The organism is Olsenella sp. AGMB03486 (assembly GCF_040884255.1).
GTDB lineage: Bacteria > Actinomycetota > Coriobacteriia > Coriobacteriales > Atopobiaceae > Olsenella_L > Olsenella_L kribbiana.
This window is the reverse complement of sequence record NZ_JBEVTM010000019.1, coordinates 16538-37513: the sequence shown is the minus strand read 5'-3', so window position 1 is coordinate 37513 and position 20976 is coordinate 16538. Positions and strand designations below refer to the sequence as shown.

The following is a 20976-nucleotide window of genomic DNA, read 5'->3' as shown; positions in this document are numbered from 1 at the left end:
CCCGTCTTAGAACCGGTCCAGATTGCCCTCTGCCATGAAGCTGCATCCATTCTTGTGTTGCCGTCATTCATTGGCCTGTCTTCTTCATTTCGCAGCGTTGCCCGACATTGTCAGAGCGCTGCAAGAATGCTGTTAGAACATTTGTTCTTGTTTCATGCTATGCTTCCCGCATCTTGTTGGTGCAGGCCGAAAAAGGAGGGAAGCATCCATGAGCACGGACTCGATATACGATTCTGTCTTCAAGACGATGACGCAGAAGATGCCCTTTCTCCTCATCCCGCTTGCGAACTACGCATTCGGAACAAGCTATCCCGAAGACGCGCGCATATCTCGCATGGGAGAGGAATATGAAGGCAGGATCAAGAAGCGCATCGCCGACTCTGTCTTTCGAATAGAGGAGACAGCCTTCCATATCGAATGCCAGAGCTCCTGGGATCCGCATATGGCCATGAGAATGGATAGGTATGACGGAGAGATAGCGCATGAGGAAGCAGAGGCCAAGCATGAGCACCATTTCCTGAAGCTGCCGCATTCCTGCGTTATCTTCCTGAGAGATGCACAACGTATGCAGCCTTTCCTTTCCATTGAAATCGGAGAGCCTAGCGGAGAAACCTCGGAGCATAGGACAGCGGCCATATGGGTGAAGCAGATCGATCTGGAGGAGATGCTAGAGCATAGGCTCTTCATCCTCCTCCCCTTCTGGTTCATGCGCTACGAAGGAAGTTTCGAGGCAGCAGCACACGACAGTGTGCTTGCGAAACAGCTGCTCGCAGAATGCAGAACCCTGCAGATGCGCTTTGCCGAGGCGCTGCATGCAAACGCCTCTAAGCAGTCCCCCGCAGAGGATGCAGAGGGCAGCAGCACATTTCAGAGACGCATGACGGAGCTTATAATCAAGGTATCAGACCATCTGCTGCGGGGCTATGAGCCCCTGCAGAGAGAGGTGAGGGAAGCCATGGGCGTGAAGATACTGAAGTTCGCTGACGAGCGGTATGCCGAAGAGAAGCGCGAAGCGGACGAGAAGTATGCCGAGCGCGAGCAGAAGGCCCGCGAAGAGAGCCACAAGCAGGGGCTAGAGCAGGGACTGGAGCAGGGTGCAGAGCTGGAGAGGCGTCGCCTTGCGGACAGCCTCCGCTCCCGCGGCTTCGACGAGTCCACGATCGACGAGGTGCTCTCCTTCGGCAGGAAGGACGACGGCGGAGAGGGACCGGATGTCCAGCAAGCCTGAAGCATCCAGCCTGGCGATGAGCTGGCTGTATGATGATGACATGGGACGTTGGAGACCGGAGAAGCCATGGGCGTGAAGATACTGAAGTTCGCTGACGAGCGGTATGCCGAAGAGAAGCGCGAAGCGGACGAGAAGTATGCCGAGCGCGAGCAGAAGGCCCGCGAAGAGAGCCGCAGGCAAGGCCTGGAGCAGGGCGCAGAGCTCGAGAGGAGGCGCCTTGCGGTCAGCCTCCGCTCCCGCGGCTTCGACGAGTCCACGATCGACGAGGTCCTCTCGTTCGGCAGGGAGGACAGCACCGGAAAAGGACAGGCTGTACAGCAGGCATAGCATTTCCCGCCTATAGGCAGGCACCCCCTTCTGGACTGCCATCGCTTTCTGCTATGAGCTGCACTCCCACCCATTGCTGCATAGATACATCAAAGGGAAGCTCCGGACCTTGCAATCCGGAGCTTCCCTCTTCAATGCAGCTGATTTCGAACGTTAGATGATGCCCTGGGACATCATTGCGTCAGCAACCTTCAGGAAGCCAGCAATGTTGGCGCCGAAGACCAGATCGCCCTCGTGGCCATATTCCTTGGCAGCATCCCACGCAGCCTTGTAGATGGAATCCATGATGCCATGAAGCTTGTCGTCGACCTCGTCGAAGGTCCAGGACAGGTGCTCATGGTTCTGGGACATCTCGAGGCCAGAGGTTGCGACGCCGCCAGCATTGGCAGCCTTGCCAGGAGCGAAGAAGACGCCATTCTGCTGGAGATAGAGCGTAGCATCGGTCGTCGTCGGCATGTTCGCACCCTCGACCACATAGCGGCAGCCATTCTCGGTCAGCTTGATGGCATCGTCGAGATCGAGCTCGTTCTGCGTGGCGCACGGCATTGCGATGTCGCACTTCTCGCCCCAAGGACGCTCTCCCTCATGGTAGACAGCGGAAGGACGTGCCTCGACATACTCCTTGATGCGGCCGCGGCGGACCTGCTTGATATCTACGAGGGTATCGAAGTCGATGCCATCAGGATCGTAGACATAGCCGTTGGAGTCAGAGACCGTGATGACCTTGGCACCGAGGCTCTCTGCCTTCTGGACAGCGTACTGGGCGACATTGCCGGCACCAGAGACAGCGACCGTCTTGCCCTTGATGGACTCGCCCTTCTGCTTGAGCATATTGAGCAGGAAGTAGACTGCACCATAGCCTGTAGCCTCAGGACGTGCAAGGGAGCCGCCATACGAGAGGCCCTTGCCGGTAAGGACAGACTGCCAGCTGTTCGTGATCTTCTTGTAAGCGCCGAACATGTAGCCGATCTCGCGGCCACCGGTGCCGATGTCGCCTGCCGGGACATCCGTGTCAGGACCGACGTGACGATAGAGCTCGAACATGAAGGACTGGCAGAAGCGCATGACCTCGCGGTCAGACTTGCCCTTGGGATCGAAGTCAGAGCCGCCCTTTGCACCGCCCATAGGAAGCGTCGTGAGCGAGTTCTTGAAGACCTGCTCGAAGCCCAGGAACTTCAGGATAGAGAGGTTCACGGAAGGATGCAGGCGGATGCCGCCCTTGTAGGGCCCGATGGCAGAGTTGAACTGGATGCGATAGCCGCGGTTGACCTGGACCTTGCCCTCGTCGTCCACCCAGGGAACACGGAACATGACGATACGCTCAGGCTCTACCAGGCGCTCGAGCAGTCCCTCCTTCTCATACTCGGGATGGGCATCAAGTGCCGGCTGGAGGGTGAGGAGCACCTCGCGGGCCGCCTGGATGAATTCAGGCTGGTCAGCATAGCGCGACTCGAGATCCTTTACCACACGCTCAGAGTAGTTCATGAGCTTCCTTCCTATGCAGTTCGTTACAGGGAAAGTGCAGCAGAGTCTTCAAACCGCAAAGCTCTGAAAAGCAGATAAAAATATAATTGTTTGATAATAAGCATTTGAAATGGTGTGTATTTGGTAACGTCAGCTTCCATGTTTCGTAACATTCCGTTCACCTTGCAAAACTTTTGCAGGAATACCTGCCCGTTCGTGTAATTACAGGTAATTCGCCGGAAACAAGGCATGTTAGGTACATAAGATGGCTATGGTTTTCATCAAACAGTCACTCCAGGGGAGGCGCGATGCCAAAGCTTTCAACGAAGGTGCTGGTCCCGATTCTTGCCGCTGCATGCGCAGTTTCTGTCAGCGCCTGCAAGGCACAGACGACCAGCGAACAGGAAGCAGACCAGACCACCACGACCAGCGAATCGACTGAACAGACCACTCGTCGCGTCGGCAAGGTAGGCGTCGGCTATGTGACCGTTCCTTCCGACTGGATTTCCCTTGCCACGAAGAGCGGCTCGGGCGACATCGAGTTCTGCGATATCACGGCCACCAAAATCATCACGATGAAGGTCATGGACTCGACCGACGTCGATATCGTGAACTCCAAGAATGCCGAGAAGTCAGCCGCGACCTCGACCACGACAGGCTCCACGACGACCGAGAATGCCACGTCTGGCACTACGACGCAGAACGGCACCTCCGAGAGCTCCTCCACTGCCAAGACAGAGGAGAGCAGCAATTCCTCCGCGAACAGCGGCACTTCCTCGTCAGGAACGAATTCCTCTTCGACCAGCACCACAGAAAAGTCCTCGACCTCGTCTTCGAGCACGGAGAGCGAGACCGTGACGATCGACGATGCTATCAAGGCCATCATCTATCACGCGAAGGAATACGACGTGACGGATGACAACATCCAGCAGGAGCAGACGACGCTTGCCAACCGCGAGGCCACGAAGCTTACGATCACCTACGGCGATGGCACAAGGGTCATCTGCTGGATGCTCACCGATGACTCCGGCAATGTCCGCTATGTCGCAGCCGAAGCTCCGTCCGAGTCTGTGGACGAAGTTGCAGCAATTGTCGAGAGCACCTACTCCTTCTAGTTTTTCGTTGCCATCCGGCGCCCGCTCACGTATACTAAACAACGCACTTCGGGGCGTAGCGCAGCTTGGTAGCGCATCTGCTTTGGGAGCAGAGGGTCGCTGGTTCGAATCCAGTCGCCCCGACCACGAAATGCGGCGGTAGTTCAATTGGTAGAGCGTCAGCCTTCCAAGCTGATTGTTGCGGGTTCGAGTCCCGTCCGCCGCTCCATGAGAGACCAGCAGGCCACAGCACACGCTGTGGCCTGCTTCTTTATTGCTCTGTGACCCCTCGACAGATGATGCAGCGAGAATTCCCTTTGATTTGCCATCCGCCATGCAGACTGCCCTTTACGCATCACCGAGCCAGCGAGTTCGATGCCTGACTCCCCTCTCCCACGCTGTCGATCTGTCAGCATCTGTCCTCTCCTTATGCATGGAGCAGGACAAAACACCAGCACTGAGCTGAAAGACTTGCATAGCCATGCACCTTTATCCCAGAATATGCCCACTGGCCGATTGATAGCACCGTACATGCAATTGACACCTTGACGGTCTATACCAGCTGGTATGTATGGAAGTGGTATCAGGAGAAAGGGGCAGCACAGATGGACGCACCTATTCGCTGGGGCATCTTGGGCTGCGGCAGGATTGCCAGACGCTTCTATGCAAGCCTCAAAGGCTCTGAGCATGGACTGGCCTATGCAGTCGCTGGAAGGAATTCGGACAAGGCAGAAGCCTTTGCCAATGAATGCCCGGTCGCTGTGGTCTATGACAGCCTGGATGCCCTTCTCGAGGATCCGAACGTCGAAGCGATCTATATCGCTCTCCCCCATGCCCTGCATGCCGACTGGTCCATCAAGGCACTCCGTGCCGGCAAGGCCGTGCTCTGCGAGAAGCCTGCCGTGCTTACAGCCCAGGAGATGCATGGTGTCATCGCTTGTGCCCACAGCACGAACAGGCTCTACATGGAGGCCATGAAGACCCGCTTCGTGCCGCTCCATGCCCGCCTCATGAAGCTCCTCGATGAAGGTGACCTTGGACGGATCCAGTTCGTCGAAGCATCGCAGTGCTACCTGTTCCCCGACGATATCACAGGCTATTTCATCGACCCGGTCCAGGGTGGCTGCCTTTACGACGAAGGCATCTACTGCGTAAGCTGGCTCGATGAGCTACTTCCCGGCAAGGTACAAATCGACCGCACGAATGCCCTGTTCCTGCGCGGTGTGGACTGGTACGACAATGTCCAGCTGAGCATAGGCTCGGTTCCGGTGCAGCTTGAGGTTGCAGCAGACCGTGGTCCCAAGAGCACGCTCCACATCGAGTGCGAGTGGGGCTCTGTCGATGTGCCTACGCTTCACAGACCCCAGACGGCCACGATCCATCGCTTCGGCCAGCCTGACCAGACGCTGAGCGCTCCCTATGCGCGCGACGACTTTTCAGGACAGATCGAGCATTTCCAGGATCTTCTCCTTGCCGGCAAGCATGAGAGCTCCATCATGCCGCTTGCAGCATCTCTTCGCTGCGCCGAGATCATCGACGCAATACGTGCCTCCTGGCAGCGCTGAGCCATGCAACAGACACTAGGACATACGCTCCTCATTGCCAATCCGGTATCCAGAAGCGGCATGGGCAAGGCTGGTGCCACAGCTATCGAGCGCAGGCTCAAGGAGCTGCCTGAGCAAGTCCCCACCTTCGATGTCTATCTGACAGCTGGCCCAGGCGATGCTGTGCATGTCGCTGCCAATGCGCAGGGCTACGATACTGTGCTCGTCCTCGGCGGAGACGGCGTCATCCACGAGGCAGCCAACGGCCTCATACAGATACCGAAGGCATCCCGCCCCACATTGGGGCCCATCCCCTTGGGCTCTGGCAATGATTATGCAAGGACACTCCATATCGCGAGAAACAAGCCCGAGAAAGCTCTGGAAGAGCTTCTGGACGGCAGAAAGATTGCAGCCGACCTCGGGCTCGTGAACGGCGTCTACTTTGTCCAGACGCTCTCCTTCGGCCTTGATGCTGCTATCGCCCTCGATACGATGAGCCACCGCTCGACAGGCCGTGGCGCCCATCTCTTTGCGGACTCCGGCTTCAAGATCTTCTCCTCTGCCAAGCAGGGCTATGCCTTCAAGGCAGAGATTGACGGTGTCCCGGCTGCGGGCAACGAAGCCGTCTTCGCCGTGCAGGTAGGTCCTACCTACGGCGGAGGATTCAGGGTATGCCCCAAGGCAGTGGTCGACGATGGGAAGCTTGATGTCTGCTATTCAAAGACGCTTCCTGCCGTGCCGGTGACCTTGGGCATCTTCTGCCTCGCCCGCTTCGGCCTCCATACGCACTCAAAGCATCTCTTCTTCGCCCAGCCGAAGCACATCACGATCGACTTCGAGAGCGCTCCTCCCTGCCAGGTAGATGGAGAGAGGCTCGAAGGCACCCACTTCGATATCTCGATCTGCCCAGGAGCCCTTGAAGTGCTCATCCCTTAGCGTCGCAGCCACCATATCCAAAGAAGAAGGGCGCCCATCGCTGGGCGCCCTTCCTTATTCCCTATGAGTCGCTGACTACTTGACAGCAGCCTGGAGCATGGCGCGAACCTCATTGGAGGTCTCGAGCTTCATGACCTTCTCAGTCAGAGCGTCAGCCTCTTCCTTCGTCCACTCGGAGATGATCTTGCGGGTGCGGAGGACAGAGCCAGCGGAGACGGAGAACTCGTTCAGGCCGAAGGACAGGAGCACCGGCACCATCAGAGGATCGGCTGCGACCTCGCCGCACATGCCGACCATGATGCCAGCCTTGTTGCCCTCTTCGATGATGCGCTTGAGGGAGCGCAGCACCGACGGCTGATAGACGTTGTAGAGATAGGCGACACGGTCGTTGCCGCGGTCTGCGCACATCGTGTAGCCGATGAGGTCGTTCGTGCCGATGGAGAAGAAGTCGCACTCCTTGGCAAGGAGGTCAGCGATGAGGGAAGCAGACGGCGTCTCGATCATGGTGCCGACCTGGATGTCCTTGTTGTAGGAGATGCCCTCGGCGTCGAGCTCCTTCTTGCAGACCTCGATGAGTGCCTTTGCCTGACGGACCTCGTCGAGCGTCGTGACGAGCGGCAGCATGATCTTGATGTCGCCGAAAGCAGAAGCACGGAGAAGAGCCCTGAGCTGGACCTTGTACTGCTCCGGGTTGTACAGGCAGTAGCGGACAGCACGGAAGCCCATGAACGGGTTTTCTTCCTTCTGCATGTTGAGATACGGAATCTCCTTGTCGCCACCCACATCGAGCGTACGGATGATGACCTGCTTGCCCTTCATGGCAAGGGCGACCTTCTGGTAGGCCTGGAACTGCTCCTCCTCGGAAGGAAGCTCCTGAGCATCCATGAACAGGAACTCGGAGCGGAAGAGGCCGATGCCCTCTGCGTCATGCTCGATAGCAGATGCAGCGTCAGACGGGTTGCCGATGTTGGCAACGAGCATCACAGACTCGCCGTCAGCGGTGACCGTCGGCTTGCCGCGAAAGGCCTCGAGTGCCTGCTTCTCCTCTGCAAGCTTCTTTGCCGTTGCACGGAAGCCCTCGAGCTCGTCAGCAGAAGGATCGACGTAGACAACGCCCTTGTTGCCATCGACGACGCACATATCGCCGGTCTTGATGTTCGTCGTTGCATCTGGCACGGAGAGGACAGCAGGAATCTCGAGCTGGCGTGCAATGATGGCAGAGTGGGACGTACGGCCACCGGTCTCGGTGACGATGCCGACGATGTTCTTCTTGTCGATGTCAGCCGTCATGGAAGGCGTGAGCTCGTGCACGACGACGACAGAGTTCTCGGGAAGGACAGCCAGATTCACAAGCTCCTTGCCGAGGAGGTCAGCCAGAAGGCCGGTCCTGACGTCGGCAACGTCAGCTGCACGCTCACGGAAGAGCTCGTCCTCCATGTTTGCGAACATGTTGTAGTACATGTCATAGGCATTCTGCACAGCCTGCTCAGCACACATGCCATCGTCGATGGAGCTGTTGACCATATCGACGATGCCCTCATCCTCGGCGAACTCGATGTGGGCCTGCATGATTGCAGCCGTCTCCTCGCCGACGGTCTCCTTCATGCGATCGATCTGAGCCTGCGTCTGGGCAACGAATTTGTCGCGGGCTGCGACGTAGCGCTGCTTCTCGGCGCCAGCGTCCTCAGGGCTATGCGGCGTGAAAGAAAGATCGGGCTCCACAGCAACGCGTGCAACGCCGATACCGATGCCCTCAGATGCGTTAACTCCCTCGTACATGTTTCCTCCATTCGGAAGCAGCGGGCATCCGCCCGCTGCAACTCCCCCATAGCGTCACCCCGAAGGGTGCAAGACAAGAGCTGCGGTGTCCCCACACCGCAGCTCGCAATCTCCGGAATTAGGCTTCGCCGTCGGCGACCATCTTGTCCAGGCGGGCAACGATGCGGTCGATAGTGGAGCGCTTTGCAATGCCCTTGCTTGCTGCCGTTGCAGTGCCGCAGGCGCTGGAGAACAGCAGAGCACGGTCATAGTCGTGCGTCTTGTCATACGTGGCCAGGAAGCCTGCGACCATGGAGTCGCCAGCACCGGTGGCGTTGACAAGCTTGATCTTTGCGCAAGGAGCGACATGCTCCTCGCCATTCTCATCCACGAGGGCTGCACCGTGGCTGCCGCAGGAGACGAGGACGTTCTGTGCGCCCATCTCATGAAGCTTGTGAGCAAGCGGCATGACCTCAGCAGGAGTCTCAGGAAGCGGCTTCATGCCAAAGATGCGGCCAACCTCATGGTTGTTCGGCTTGATGAGGAAGGGCTTCGACTTCAGTGCGTTCGTGAGAAGCTCACCCGGAGCATCGACGACAAAGCGGATGCCACGGCCGGCCAGACGCTCCATGATGATCATGTACATGTCACGCGGCAGAGATGCCGGAATCGAGCCGGTAAGGACGATCGTGTCGCCCTCGCCGAGGTAGTCGATGCGGTCAAGCAGCTCGTCGACCTTGGACTGCGGAATCTTCGGACCCATGCCATTGACCATGGTCATGACAATGCCATTGAGCTTGACGTTGATGCGCGTGTTGCCCTTGTCCAGGCGGACAAAGTTGCAGCTGACGCCCTTCTCCTGAAGCCTCTTGATCAGGTAGTCGCCCGTAAAGCCGGCAGCAATGCCGAGAGCGACGTTGGGGGTATCGAGCTCATTGAGCAGGCAGCAGATGTTGATGCCATTGCCGCCTACATGAATCTCCTCCTGCTTGGACCTATTAGTGAAGCCCATGTCGAGAGACAGAGGGTACATCACATAGTCGATTGCAGGATTGAGGGTAACGGTATAAATCACCACAGGCTCCTTTCACCTGAATGCCATCACGAAATGCAGACGGCTTCCCCCAAGGCCGCCTGCCTGCTCTTCAGAGAAGAACTACTTGACCGCGTCTGCAATCACGGAAGCGATGGCTGCAGGATCGTCGGACTCTGCGATGCGCTTGCGAGCGTCCTCATGCATGAGCATGCTGGAGACCTTGGCAAGGACGAGAAGGTGCGTAGTGCCAGCCTCTGCACCCGGCATAAGAAGGCCGATAGCAGTGGTCACAGGGACATCATCCGTGGACTTCCATGCGACGTCGCCAGCAAGCTTAGCAACGAGAATGCCAGGGTGCTTGATTGCATCGTCCTTTGCATGCGGGATAGCAAAGCCGTCAGCCATACCGGTGGAGCCGAGCTCCTCACGATGCTTGAAGGATGCGAGAACGGCATCCTTGTCGTCAGCATAACCGAGCTCAACAGCCTTGCCAGACAGGAACTCGAGCACGTCGTCGACGCTCTTGGCTTCGACATTCAGGAAAACGTTGGTGGATGCGATCATGTCACTCATTTTAGATTCCTTTCCCAAAATCTCATGAGCTGCTTGCCGGTATCCCTGAGGAATTACCTTTGGTTCTAAGGATACAACATCCTGAGTCACCGATAGGCAAATGCATCAAGTCTTTGAGTGCTATGCCGTAAAATCATCTAACGAAGTCGGCGATATTTCTAAACTCTCGACACCACCACGTTTCATATATTTGATTTGTGAAGACAAAGGTAATTTTACCGTTAAAGCCCTATCCAATTCATAACGTCCGGCAAGCGTAGCCGGTCTGGGCCTCGACGGAAATTGAAGATGAATACTTTGATAGCTTGCGTTTGATGCTCTATCATATGAAGTCCGCGCCCTTAGCCCAGCTGGATAGAGCAGGGGACTTCTAATCCCAAGGTCATGCGTTCGAGTCGCATAGGGCGCACCAGAGATGACAAGAGCCGGGAGGTCTGCCCTCTCGGCTCTTCTTCTGTCTCTATCGCTCGCCCAGCGCCAGAGCTTGCGCGGCGATAATTGTCTTGCTGTCTTGGATGAGACCTGCTCTCACTCCGGCAAGGATATCCTCAAGCGGAAGCCAAACGACGCCCACGAATTCGCCTTCATCGGGGTGCGCTTCTGATTGATGCAGTCCACGAGCAAGGAAGACTCTCGTTGCTTCATTGGTGAAGCCTATCGATCCCGCAGACACAGCAAGCGGCACAAGTTCGTCAGCTACAAGGCCTGTCTCTTCAGTAAGCTCACGGGCTGCGCAGACAACGGGTTCCTCCCCCATCTCGAGCTTCCCAGCGGGTATCTCGAGCGTCATGCGTCCAAGAGCAACCCGATACTGACGTACGAGGCAAAGCTTGCCCTCATGAAATGCAGCCACACCACACCCGCCATGGTGCCATGCAATTTCACGCGTGGCGAAAGAGCCGTCAGGGAGCTTAACTTTGAGGACATCAGCCGAGAAGATGCAGCCTTTCCACTGGACCTCGTCATCGACTGTCTCCTCGTAGAGAGCAGGATCAAGCTCCAGATAGCGCTTGATGGTCTCAAGGTTTCCTGCACGAAGATCCATAGCGAGAAGGTCCTCTCTATACGAAAAGAGCCAGGCAAAACCTGGCTCGTAATTTCTGGTGCGCCGTCAGGGATTCGAACCCTGGACCTTGGGATTAAGAGTCCCCTGCTCTGGCCAGCTGAGCTAACGGCGCAAATATATGTCGCTGCAAAGAGGAAATGGTGCGCCGTCAGGGATTCGAACCCTGGACCTTGGGATTAAGAGTCCCCTGCTCTGGCCAGCTGAGCTAACGGCGCCTAGTATCATGCGAATGGGGTGGGTGAAGGGTCTCGAACCCTCGACCTACGGAGCCACGGTCCGTCGCTCTACCAACTGAGCTACACCCACCATCTCGTTCGTATGCCCTCTCAGGCAGCTCGTTAATTATTGAGCAGTAGACAGACCAATGCAAGCAAAATTTTATTTTTCTCTGCACGCTCCCTTTGTTGTGAACATTACGTGAACTTATAACACACAGCGAATCTAGCGAACAATACGAAACATCCCCAGAATCGCCTCCAAGCTTGCAGGGAACATTATTATCCCGGCATAAAGGCAATTCCGCATAGTAACTATCCCCGCGCTTGTGGGGAACAACGAAGTTGGCTGCTTTGATAACGTTCTAGCAGGCCATCCCCGCATCCGTAGGGAGCGCTGACGATACCTTCGTGAAGCGCTACTACCCCAGGAATCACTTCTGCGTTAACAGGGATCATCTTGATGCGACTGCTTGCCAGCGCGGTTGGATGGGATTATCCCAGCATTCACGGGGAGCACTGTACTACTTATCAGCACTATCATCTGTCACTAGGATCATCCCCGCTCGTGCGGGGAGCACATGGCTGCAGGATCGTCGGACTCTGCAATCTTCGGATCATCCCCGCTCGTGCGGGGAGCACCTTCCAGTTCTCCCCAGCATCCACGCAAGCCGAGGATCATCCCCGCTCGTGCGGGGAGCACTGCATTCGTTAATCGTTGCTTCTGGATGTTGTAGGATCATCCCCGCTCGTGCGGGGAGCACACGAAGGTAAACCCAGAGGCTCATGTGCAATGGGGATCATCCCCGCTCGTGCGGGGAGCACGCACAAAGACGCTCGGGGACTGGGCCGACCGCAGGATCATCCCCGCTCGTGCGGGGAGCACGCTGCGTCCATATATGCCTTGTCGAGATCGAGGGGATCATCCTCGCTCGTGCGGGGAGCACTCTCTCGTGAGGTTGCCGCTGAGGAAGCTCTTGGGATCATCCCCGCTCGTGCGGGGAGCACCTTTATGGACTTCAAGCGGGAATCCCGGTTCTGGGATCATCCCCGCTCGTGCGGGGAGCACCTCGAGTATGTGGAGCCCATCCAGCCCTGCCAGGGATCATCCCCGCTCGTGCGGGGAGCACCTCGGCGGCACGTGGACGCGCCTCGAAGGCAGGGGATCATCCCCGCTCGTGCGGGGAGCACATATCCTCTATGGCCGGGACCATGGAAGACGGAGGATCATCCCCGCTCGTGCGGGGAGCACTCCCCTGTCCTTGAATCGCACGCAGCCGACCTGGGATCATCCCCGCTCGTGCGGGGAGCACTGCGGCTTCAAATATGCGGCAGAGTCGGTCTGGGGATCATCCCCGCTCGTGCGGGGAGCACGTATATCTCGTCGCTAATCTTCGCCATTGCTAGGGATCATCCCCGCTCGTGCGGGGAGCACAACGCGGGACCCTCGTTGTCACACGCGCACGCGGAATCATCCCCGCTCGTGCGGGGAGCACCTTTGTGCTGACGCTCGAAACGATGCAGTTGTGGGATCATCCCCGCTCGTGCGGGGAGCACCACCTGGCATCCTTCCTCTGCAAGCGCCGCCCATGGATCATCCCCGCTCGTGCGGGGAGCACTCTGGGCGCGCAATGGGCGCGAGCACAGCCCGAGGATCATCCCCGCTCGTGCGGGGAGCACGCTCCATTGATAACTTCATCGGCAATCTCTTCGGGATCATCCCCGCTCGTGCGGGGAGCACTACGGATGCGCATGGCGCGTGCTTGATGCTCAGGGATCATCCCCGCTCGTGCGGGGAGCACCCCAATACGGGGGGGTGGGTATCTGACCTACTGGGATCATCCCCGCTCGTGCGGGGAGCACCCGCAGAAGGGACACGGCAGAAGCTCTTCTCTAGGATCATCCCCGCTCGTGCGGGGAGCACTACGACGCGAAGCTGGAAGGTCTCTACCAGCAGGGATCATCCCCGCTCGCGCGGGGAGCACTGCCTTTTAGCAGGTTCTTCTTGGCTCCTAGGGGGATCATTCCCGCTCGTGCGGGGAGCACCTTGTGGACGTACATGTTCTTGTTCGTGTCGTAGGATCATCCCCGCTCGTGCGGGGAGCACCCAGTCATGTCCTTATGCCACACGCCAAGCTCGGGATCATCCCCGCTCGTGCGGGGAGCACTCCCATATCTCGTATGTCCCGCCGTGAACGGGGGGATCATCCCCGCTCGTGCGGGGAGCACTCGGCCACGCATATGGGCTGCTCGTGCGAGGCAGGATCATCCCCGCTCGTGCGGGGAGCACCTTCCCTAGGATGCTGCTCATTGCTCCCCATCGGGATCATCCCCGCTCGTGCGGGGAGCACTGATACGACCTCGCCCTGTCCGATTGGCTCCCTGGATCATCCCCGCTCGTGCGGGGAGCACAGCGTTGCTTACGCGCAATCCGCACCCGACGCAGGATCATCCCCGCTCGCGCGGGGAGCACTCTGCTATGTCTTCCGTGGTCTCGCCAGCCACGGGATCATCCCCGCTCGTGCGGGGAGCACTGATATCGACAGTGTCCTCGATCTTCGGAGGCGGGATCATCCCCGCTCGTGCGGGGAGCACCAACTTTCCGACACGCGAGGTGCAGAGTGCAAAGGATCATCCCCGCTCGTGCGGGGAGCACCTCGAGTTCACGTATCCGACGTTGTTCGAGTTGGGATCATCCCCGCTCGTGCGGGGAGCACTACACGGCGACCGTATGCGGAAACACGGAGACAGGATCATCCCCGCTCGTGCGGGGAGCACGCATCGGTGTCGTTGGCGTCCCACTGCCGGACGGGATCATCCCCGCTCGTGCGGGGAGCACCCTACGTGCGCCTTCCGTCTCCCGACGACTCAAGGATCATCCCCGCTCGTGCGGGGAGCACCACCTCAGCGCCGACTCGTAGCCTGCGAGCGTGGGATCATCCCCGCTCGTGCGGGGAGCACATATTGTGGGAGTGCACCGAGTGCGGCCATGAGGGATCATCCCCGCTCGTGCGGGGAGCACCGAGATAGTGCATGAGCGCGGGACAGCGCCCGAGGATCATCCCCGCTCGTGCGGGGAGCACCGACCAAGGATCTCTGTGCCATTGCCGACCTTAGGATCATCCCCGCTCGTGCGGGGAGCACTGACTGCATCCTCGGAAAGTACACCGAACTTGAGGGATCATCCCCGCTCGTGCGGGGAGCACATCCTCTGGGAGTGCACGGAATGTGGCCATGAGGGATCATCCCCGCTCGTGCGGGGAGCACGATGAAGCTGCCTCCGTCCGTCTCCTCCTCGTAGGATCATCCCCGCTCGTGCGGGGAGCACCCATGGGACACCGGGATACCAGAGACCATGGCAGGATCATCCCCGCTCGTGCGGGGAGCACAGCTATATCCAGATTGCGAGTACCGACGGGTGTGGATCATCCCCGCTCGTGCGGGGAGCACAGCGAAGGGCAGACAAGGAGTCCATGCCGGTTGGGATCATCCCCGCTCGTGCGGGGAGCACCGGGCATGAGCGTCAGATGGTGCCAGTGCGCCGGGATCATCCCCGCTCGTGCGGGGAGCACAAAAGACGGTGGCCCTTTTCATCGTTCCCGCAAGGATCATCCCCGCTCGTGCGGGGAGCACTTTCCCTTCTTCAGTGCGTTGAGGGTTGCGATGGGATCATCCCCGCTCGTGCGGGGAGCACGCGAACAGCGGCGCGGACCCCTCGCTGGACTGGGGATCATCCCCGCTCGTGCGGGGAGCACTGTGTGCGATAAGTTGTGCGTATTGGTGATTGAGGATCATCCCCGCTCGTGCGGGGAGCACTCTGCCACCTCGATCCTTTCGAGCTCGTGCGGGGGATCATCCCCGCTCGTGCGGGGAGCACGCTTCGGCATCGGGCGCTTTTCTTTTGCCGTCGGGATCATCCCCGCTCGTGCGGGGAGCACGAGCTGGGGGATATCATGGATTCGGATACGGCAGGATCATCCCCGCTCGTGCGGGGAGCACTACTGCCTGATTGCGCACGCATAGGTTTCCTCGGGATCATCCCCGCTCGTGCGGGGAGCACCGCTTGCAGTACTCCCAGTTCCTATGATCCATGGGATCATCCCCGCTCGTGCGGGGAGCACTGGAGGTAGGATGTGGCAAAGCTGTGGCGCTGGGGATCATCCCCGCTCGTGCGGGGAGCACCCAGCGACTCCGTTGCGCGAGAAGGCGATGCCGGGATCATCCCCGCTCGTGCGGGGAGCACCACCTTCCGCCCCCGCCGCCCATGCCGATGACGGGATCATCCCCGCTCGTGCGGGGAGCACAATCCAATGCGGGCATCATGGGTGCTGAGGGAGGGATCATCCCCGCTCGTGCGGGGAGCACTAGCCCTGCGAGACACCTCCCACCGAGCACGTGGGATCATCCCCGCTCGTGCGGGGAGCACATCTCAAGGCGGAGCTGGACGCGCTCCGCAGGGGGATCATCCCCGCTCGTGCGGGGAGCACTGATGCTCCCGACCTTCGTGCCGTCAATTGTCGGGATCATCCCCGCTCGTGCGGGGAGCACCGGTAGCAGTCCTCGATGCTGAGGTTCCCTGCGGGATCATCCCCGCTCGTGCGGGGAGCACCAGATGGAAGAAGAAAAGAGGACGCTCGCAGAGGGATCATCCCCGCTCGTGCGGGGAGCACGAACAAGGACGGTGAGGGCAGATGGACAACCTAGGATCATCCCCGCTCGTGCGGGGAGCACAAGGGCGGCGAGATATGATGCAAGGGCTGGTAAGGATCATCCCCGCTCGTGCGGGGAGCACTTCTAGCCATTGAGAGGTGTGCATGACTGTCTAGGATCATCCCCGCTCGTGCGGGGAGCACTCCCTATACGGGGGGTGGGTATCTGACCTGCTGGGATCATCCCCGCTCGTGCGGGGAGCACTTCAATCCGTCCGGAAGGCTCCCGATAGTCACAGGATCATCCCCGCTCGTGCGGGGAGCACTCGGGGGTCTCTACGACGCTGTACAGGCCAGGGGGATCATCCCCGCTCGTGCGGGGAGCACCCGCCAACCGCCAACGAGCTGTTGACGTAACCGGGATCATCCCCGCTCGTGCGGGGAGCACGGGTCTATGAGGTCGGCGAGATATCTCATGCCGGGATCATCCCCGCTCGTGCGGGGAGCACGGTCCCTCATTCGAGCTTGTGGATGGGGACACGGGATCATCCCCGCTCGTGCGGGGAGCACCCCGCAGAGCACTGTAAGCAATGCGATTCAGGGAGATCATCCCCGCTCGTGCGGGGAGCACCCAGCCGAGCGGACCTCCATGACCCCGTTGCCGGGATCATCCCCGCTCGTGCGGGGAGCACCAGCAAGCGTCACGGCTCCTGCTCCTACACCAGGGATCATCCCCGCTCGTGCGGGGAGCACGCAAAGGACGGCTCGCTCCATGTCAGGAGCGAAGGATCATCCCCGCTCGTGCGGGGAGCACCCAGCAATCGTGGCGGTCTTGCCACCAGCCGAAGGATCATCCCCGCTCGTGCGGGGAGCACAGAGAAGCCCCGGCCCATATCGGGTCGGGGCTGGGATCATCCCCGCTCGTGCGGGGAGCACTGTGTAGAAAACCCGAATCCGGCAGAGTGGATGGGATCATCCCCGCTCGTGCGGGGAGCACCCTCCTAATCGGTTCCGCCGAGACGCTCGTCGAGGATCATCCCCGCTCGTGCGGGGAGCACGTACGTGTGCGGAGGCCATCGTACGGCATGGGAGGATCATCCCCGCTCGTGCGGGGAGCACGAACATCCGGGGATGGAAATGGCTCCCGGATGGGGATCATCCCCGCTCGTGCGGGGAGCACTCGTCTGCGTGCTCGATGCCGATGGAGCGCTCGGGATCATCCCCGCTCGTGCGGGGAGCACTTCCTTGCGAATCAGCATCCTGCTATCTGCTCCGGATCATCCCCGCTCGTGCGGGGAGCACTCATCTGCATGCTCGATGCCGATAGAGCGCTGGGGATCATCCCCGCTCGTGCGGGGAGCACTCCTTGCTCCATGACCGCGGAAGGGAGGTGCCAGGATCATCCCCGCTCGTGCGGGGAGCACTCCTCGATGCCCTTCTTCGTGTCGATGCTGATGGGATCATCCCCGCTCGTGCGGGGAGCACGTCCCGCGTGATCAGCTCGTACAGCGTGGACCAGGATCATCCCCGCTCGTGCGGGGAGCACCCGGCACGTCCGTCAAGATCTCGTCGAAGGAGGGGATCATCCCCGCTCGTGCGGGGAGCACTAGTGAGCGGGACGGACTGGTGGGAGCCGCCGGGGATCATCCCCGCTCGTGCGGGGAGCACCGACCGTCGACTGGCCGTCTGAGTACCGGACAGGGATCATCCCCGCTCGTGCGGGGAGCACGACGGACGCGGCAGGGCGGCGCAGACGGTGGAGGGATCATCCCCGCTCGTGCGGGGAGCACATCCACCTGAGCCGAGGACATCATACGCGACCGGGATCATCCCCGCTCGTGCGGGGAGCACTTAGCAGGGAAAGGAGTCGAATTTTGGATGGCAGGATCATCCCCGCTCGTGCGGGGAGCACTTATATGGCAGGTGGCAACGCTCATCGACAGAGGGATCATCCCCGCTCGTGCGGGGAGCACTCTTCCTTCATCGCTTTTGCTTCGGCAATGAGGGGATCATCCCCGCTCGTGCGGGGAGCACCTCTGCGCAACATCACGCAGAACCTCCGGGAGGGGATCATCCCCGCTCGTGCGGGGAGCACTCAAGACCGCCAGCGAGATTGTCGGCTCGCGAAGGATCATCCCCGCTCGTGCGGGGAGCACTTCACAATGGCAAGTTTCGGAGGAGCGGTCAAGGGATCATCCCCGCTCGTGCGGGGAGCACTGTGCGGTTGGCGCTATCGGTGGTCTTGTTGTAGGATCATCCCCGCTCGTGCGGGGAGCACGAATCAAGCTCGCTGATTTCACTCGAAGTCTTGGGATCATCCCCGCTCGTGCGGGGAGCACTGGAGACGATTCACTTCTCGGGTACGTCACCTAGGATCATCCCCGCTCGTGCGGGGAGCACGATTGCCATCAGCGGGTCATATCCAGAGTCGCGGGATCATCCCCGCTCGTGCGGGGAGCACTCGTCAGCGACGCCGAGCGTGACCTTCGCGGAGGGATCATCCCCGCTCGTGCGGGGAGCACTCAAGACCGCCAGCGAGATTGTCGGCTCGCGAAGGATCATCCCCGCTCGTGCGGGGAGCACCATCCGCATTCGACGAGCGGGTTCCTGCTCATGGGATCATCCCCGCTCGTGCGGGGAGCACTCATGATCCGTCATCTCGTAGTCCCCGCACCGGGGATCATCCCCGCTCGTGCGGGGAGCACAGCGTCTGCAAGCTGATGTTCTCGGCGCTGCGGGGATCATCCCCGCTCGTGCGGGGAGCACTGTAAATGTCTTGCTCATGGACTACCAGCCCCAGGATCATCCCCGCTCGTGCGGGGAGCACCAGCTCCGTTGCGCTCTTCCAGCTCAGACTGGAGGATCATCCCCGCTCGTGCGGGGAGCACACTTAAGAACCTGCGTAATTCTAGCATGACTCAGTCATTTCTATTCAATTATCAAGGAACGTCCTGGCAATCTGATTAGTGTCTTATCTTTACCACTAGCCAGCTTCCCTCAATGTCTTCGTGCCATATGGTATTTACTTGCATTGCTCCAAGCTTTTGGAGGTGCGCCAAACATTGGAGCATCTTCTGTTCCGGATGGTTTTCTGATGAGCTCAACTCCTTCCACATCCACTGGTTCCCAGTCAGGCTGAAATGTCTCAAACGCGAGATGCTGCTCGTTGCTTGCTGAGTACGCCATAATTGCCCGACCGTTTCTCACCATGCTAATTACACGGTCCCACAAGGCCACTCTCACACGTGCCGAAACGTCACCTACGAATACGCCAGGAGATATCTCGAGCAGCCACCGTGTCAGATCCCCTCTTAGACCGACCGGACAAGCAGTAAGAGCAATAACGATCATCTGTCATCGCCTTCTGATCCATCAGCAGAATATGCCGCATAGGATTTGCCAGCAGGCACTTCGCCTGTCTTTTCATCCCACAAACCAAGATGATTGGATGATGGATCGATATCCCCTGCCTTGCCGTCAGCATCGCCGGCGAGCAGAAGCCCCTTTATGTCGTGCACCATCCTCGACAGGATGCTCAGGTCATAGATTTCATCGCGCATGTTGCGCCTCGTTTCGGCTCCAATATCGTCTGGATGCTCTGCGGCAGTCTTGAAGGCAACAGGAATAGATATTTCAGCCTTGTACAAATCCGCAATGTCATAGACAAATGATTTCTCATGGCCTGTATGCACAAAGCCAAGCCCCGGAGAGCATCCCAGCGCCACTATGGCCGAATACGCAAGTGCATACAGACAGACATGCGCCGCAGAAAGAGCCTTGTTGATCTCTGTCGCATCGTCGAAATCGACTGGATTATAGGTGCGCTGGTCCCATGCCACGCCAGTTTCCTGAGACCATTTCTTGTACACTCGTCTGACTCGTACGCCTTCTCGCCCTCTCAGCTGCGCCATAGTCAGCTTGCTGACGTCCTCGCCAGCAAAGCGCATGGAGTACATCTTTCGTGCCACAGCAAGTCTGGTTCGAGTATTCGAAACAAGCTTTGCCTGCTGCTGCAGAAGAGCGCTCGAATGAGTCAGAGGCTGTCCGAAGGCATACATCCGGATGCCTCGTTCACCGACCCATACCACTGACACGCCGCTCTCCCCTATGAGCTTCATAGCATCATGCGTGATATCTGTGCCCGGCCCCAGCATGAGGACGCTGAGAATGGCTGAGGGCACATATGTCGTACCCTGGTCATTTCGTACGGTAATGGCATTGTCTGCTCGGTTGATCTTGCAATGCTCGAAATACAGAAACGAGATGCGATCCTCGACTCTTGCAAGGTCCGCAATATCAGGAGGAGGAGCACCTCTTTTCGCCGACGACCTCGATCCTGCGTTCTCGTCAGACATAGGCGCTCCTCCTGTCTTTCAATATGTTTCAGTCGCTCAGTGCAATGGCGCTATTGTCATCAGGCCACATCCAAATCCCTTGGCCCTGCCAATGCCGCAGCACAGAGACTTGCGGAACAGCTCCGAATCCCTCACTATCAGCACTCCATCAAATACCGCTGTATTGATTGTGACCTTGCCGTCACGATGCTTGTAGCGCTCGATGCTTCGATGGGTAACAGTGATGATTCGATTCCCATCGCTGTCTGTTGCAATTTCGAAGCCATGCTTCTCGCAGCGGTCCATCAGCCAGGTCAGCTGCTGCTCGACTGTCACATGGCCTTGGATGGTGCCGACCACTTTGTCGTTGGGCCTTCTTCCCTGATTCTGCATGACCTTTCTCGCAGGGTTTGCCTTGAGACGGAACTGCCATACCTGTCCTGCAGCAAGGGAATCAAGCACAGGAGAGTAGTCCTTCGTCTCCCAGCCTGTCGTAGAAGGCCAGCCAGCCTGTTCGACTATATGCGTAAAGTCTGGCTTAGAGGGACTCACGACATAGAGCCATACACCATCCTTCGCGTTCTTCGTAGAATCGATTCTCCAAAGAATGCGACCTGAGTCATCGCTGCGAAGCGCATTCGGCGGGAAAGCCTGTTCGATGGCGGCGTGCATCTTGTATGGCGAATTCACAAGCTGTACGGCCTGCATGCGAGCGATATTCAGCTGCATACGTGAGATATACACGTTGGCAC

13 protein-coding genes, 6 tRNA genes and 1 CRISPR repeat array are annotated in these 20976 nt (G+C 59.0%); of the genes, 8 read left to right on the top strand and 11 right to left on the bottom strand.

The genetic code is table 11. From position 1 onward, the window contains the following. The first annotated feature begins 565 nt into the window (after positions 1 to 565). Positions 566 to 1228: a hypothetical protein gene (locus ABVS03_RS09375; protein ID WP_368018892.1), complete on the top strand. Its 663-nt coding sequence runs from the start codon at positions 566 to 568 to the stop codon at positions 1226 to 1228. A gap of 72 nt (positions 1229 to 1300) precedes the next feature. Continuing rightward, positions 1301 to 1555 carry a hypothetical protein gene (locus ABVS03_RS09370; RefSeq protein ID WP_368018891.1) on the top strand — a complete coding sequence of 85 codons (255 nt, stop codon included), beginning with the start codon at positions 1301 to 1303 and terminating at the stop codon, positions 1553 to 1555. 153 nt (positions 1556 to 1708) lie between these two features. Here the strand turns inward: ABVS03_RS09370 and gdhA are convergent, their stop codons facing one another. Next, a complete protein-coding gene (gene gdhA, locus ABVS03_RS09365; protein ID WP_368018890.1) occupies positions 1709 to 3040 on the bottom strand; it encodes an NADP-specific glutamate dehydrogenase in 1332 nt (443 codons plus the stop codon). A gap of 287 nt (positions 3041 to 3327) precedes the next feature. Here gdhA and ABVS03_RS09360 point away from each other — a divergent pair, with 287 nt between their 5' ends. The 5 genes from ABVS03_RS09360 (at position 3328) to ABVS03_RS09340 (ending at position 6593) form a co-directional block, all read left to right on the top strand. Next, on the top strand, positions 3328 to 4134 hold the full coding sequence (locus ABVS03_RS09360; protein ID WP_368018889.1) for a hypothetical protein: 807 nt from the start codon (positions 3328 to 3330) through the stop codon (positions 4132 to 4134). A 49-nt stretch (positions 4135 to 4183) separates the two neighbouring features. Continuing rightward, a tRNA-Pro gene (locus ABVS03_RS09355) sits at positions 4184 to 4260 on the top strand. 6 nt (positions 4261 to 4266) lie between these two features. Then, positions 4267 to 4342 (top strand) — tRNA-Gly (locus tag ABVS03_RS09350). A 376-nt stretch (positions 4343 to 4718) separates the two neighbouring features. Then, positions 4719 to 5678 carry a Gfo/Idh/MocA family protein gene (locus tag ABVS03_RS09345; protein ID WP_368018888.1) on the top strand — a complete coding sequence of 320 codons (960 nt, stop codon included), beginning with the start codon at positions 4719 to 4721 and terminating at the stop codon, positions 5676 to 5678. 3 nt (positions 5679 to 5681) lie between these two features. Further along, on the top strand, positions 5682 to 6593 hold the full coding sequence (locus ABVS03_RS09340) for a diacylglycerol kinase family protein (protein WP_368018887.1): 912 nt from the start codon (positions 5682 to 5684) through the stop codon (positions 6591 to 6593). A 75-nt stretch (positions 6594 to 6668) separates the two neighbouring features. Here ABVS03_RS09340 and ptsP read toward each other — a convergent pair whose 3' ends face one another. The 3 genes from ptsP to ABVS03_RS09325 all read right to left on the bottom strand — a co-directional run bounded on the left by ptsP (position 6669) and on the right by ABVS03_RS09325 (position 9960). After that, on the bottom strand, positions 6669 to 8372 hold the full coding sequence (gene ptsP, locus ABVS03_RS09335; RefSeq protein WP_368018886.1) for a phosphoenolpyruvate--protein phosphotransferase: 1704 nt from the start codon (positions 8370 to 8372) through the stop codon (positions 6669 to 6671). Between the two features lie 118 nt (positions 8373 to 8490). Continuing rightward, positions 8491 to 9426: a 1-phosphofructokinase family hexose kinase gene (locus ABVS03_RS09330; RefSeq protein WP_330971735.1), complete on the bottom strand. Its 936-nt coding sequence runs from the start codon at positions 9424 to 9426 to the stop codon at positions 8491 to 8493. Between the two features lie 81 nt (positions 9427 to 9507). Further along, a complete protein-coding gene (locus tag ABVS03_RS09325; RefSeq protein ID WP_368018885.1) occupies positions 9508 to 9960 on the bottom strand; it encodes a PTS sugar transporter subunit IIA in 453 nt (150 codons plus the stop codon). Positions 9961 to 10295: 335 nt separating this feature from the next. On the opposite strand from ABVS03_RS09325, the gene ABVS03_RS09320 reads away from it, so the two are divergent. After that, positions 10296 to 10372: transfer RNA gene (locus ABVS03_RS09320), tRNA-Arg, on the top strand. 48 nt (positions 10373 to 10420) lie between these two features. Here ABVS03_RS09320 and ABVS03_RS09315 read toward each other — a convergent pair. The 7 genes from ABVS03_RS09315 to cas6e all read right to left on the bottom strand — a co-directional run bounded on the left by ABVS03_RS09315 (position 10421) and on the right by cas6e (position 20968). Beyond that, complete coding sequence (locus tag ABVS03_RS09315) at positions 10421 to 11005, bottom strand: NUDIX hydrolase (protein WP_368018884.1); 585 nt, start codon at positions 11003 to 11005, stop codon at positions 10421 to 10423. Positions 11006 to 11061: 56 nt separating this feature from the next. Further along, positions 11062 to 11138 (bottom strand) — tRNA-Lys (locus tag ABVS03_RS09310). A gap of 26 nt (positions 11139 to 11164) precedes the next feature. Next, positions 11165 to 11241: transfer RNA gene (locus ABVS03_RS09305), tRNA-Lys, on the bottom strand. Positions 11242 to 11256: 15 nt separating this feature from the next. Then, positions 11257 to 11332 (bottom strand) — tRNA-His (locus tag ABVS03_RS09300). A gap of 401 nt (positions 11333 to 11733) precedes the next feature. After that, a CRISPR array of direct repeats spans positions 11734 to 18778; the repeat unit is 28 nt; unit sequence GGATCATCCCCGCTCGTGCGGGGAGCAC. 109 nt (positions 18779 to 18887) lie between these two features. Next, positions 18888 to 19241 (bottom strand): type I-E CRISPR-associated endoribonuclease Cas2e, encoded by a 354-nt coding sequence (gene cas2e, locus ABVS03_RS09295; RefSeq protein ID WP_330971738.1) that lies wholly within the window; start codon positions 19239 to 19241, stop codon positions 18888 to 18890. Further along, a complete protein-coding gene (gene cas1e, locus ABVS03_RS09290; protein ID WP_368018883.1) occupies positions 19238 to 20245 on the bottom strand; it encodes a type I-E CRISPR-associated endonuclease Cas1e in 1008 nt (335 codons plus the stop codon). Before cas1e ends, cas2e begins: the two co-directional genes overlap by 4 nt. A gap of 36 nt (positions 20246 to 20281) precedes the next feature. Continuing rightward, entirely contained in the window at positions 20282 to 20968 is a 687-nt protein-coding gene (gene cas6e / locus ABVS03_RS09285; protein WP_368018882.1) for a type I-E CRISPR-associated protein Cas6/Cse3/CasE, read from the bottom strand. Between the last annotated feature and the right edge of the window lie 8 nt (positions 20969 to 20976).

Coding starts and splice junctions, on each gene's coding strand:
- ABVS03_RS09345 (WP_368018888.1), top strand. CDS start 4,719: ATGGACGCACCTATTCGCTGGGGCATCTTGGGCTGCGGCAGGATTGCC.
- ABVS03_RS09315 (WP_368018884.1), bottom strand. CDS start 11,005: ATGGATCTTCGTGCAGGAAACCTTGAGACCATCAAGCGCTATCTGGAG.
- ABVS03_RS09340 (WP_368018887.1), top strand. CDS start 5,682: ATGCAACAGACACTAGGACATACGCTCCTCATTGCCAATCCGGTATCC.
- ABVS03_RS09360 (WP_368018889.1), top strand. CDS start 3,328: ATGCCAAAGCTTTCAACGAAGGTGCTGGTCCCGATTCTTGCCGCTGCA.
- cas1e (WP_368018883.1), bottom strand. CDS start 20,245: ATGTCTGACGAGAACGCAGGATCGAGGTCGTCGGCGAAAAGAGGTGCT.
- gdhA (WP_368018890.1), bottom strand. CDS start 3,040: ATGAACTACTCTGAGCGTGTGGTAAAGGATCTCGAGTCGCGCTATGCT.
- cas2e (WP_330971738.1), bottom strand. CDS start 19,241: ATGATCGTTATTGCTCTTACTGCTTGTCCGGTCGGTCTAAGAGGGGAT.
- ptsP (WP_368018886.1), bottom strand. CDS start 8,372: ATGTACGAGGGAGTTAACGCATCTGAGGGCATCGGTATCGGCGTTGCA.
- ABVS03_RS09375 (WP_368018892.1), top strand. CDS start 566: ATGCAGCCTTTCCTTTCCATTGAAATCGGAGAGCCTAGCGGAGAAACC.
- ABVS03_RS09325 (WP_368018885.1), bottom strand. CDS start 9,960: ATGAGTGACATGATCGCATCCACCAACGTTTTCCTGAATGTCGAAGCC.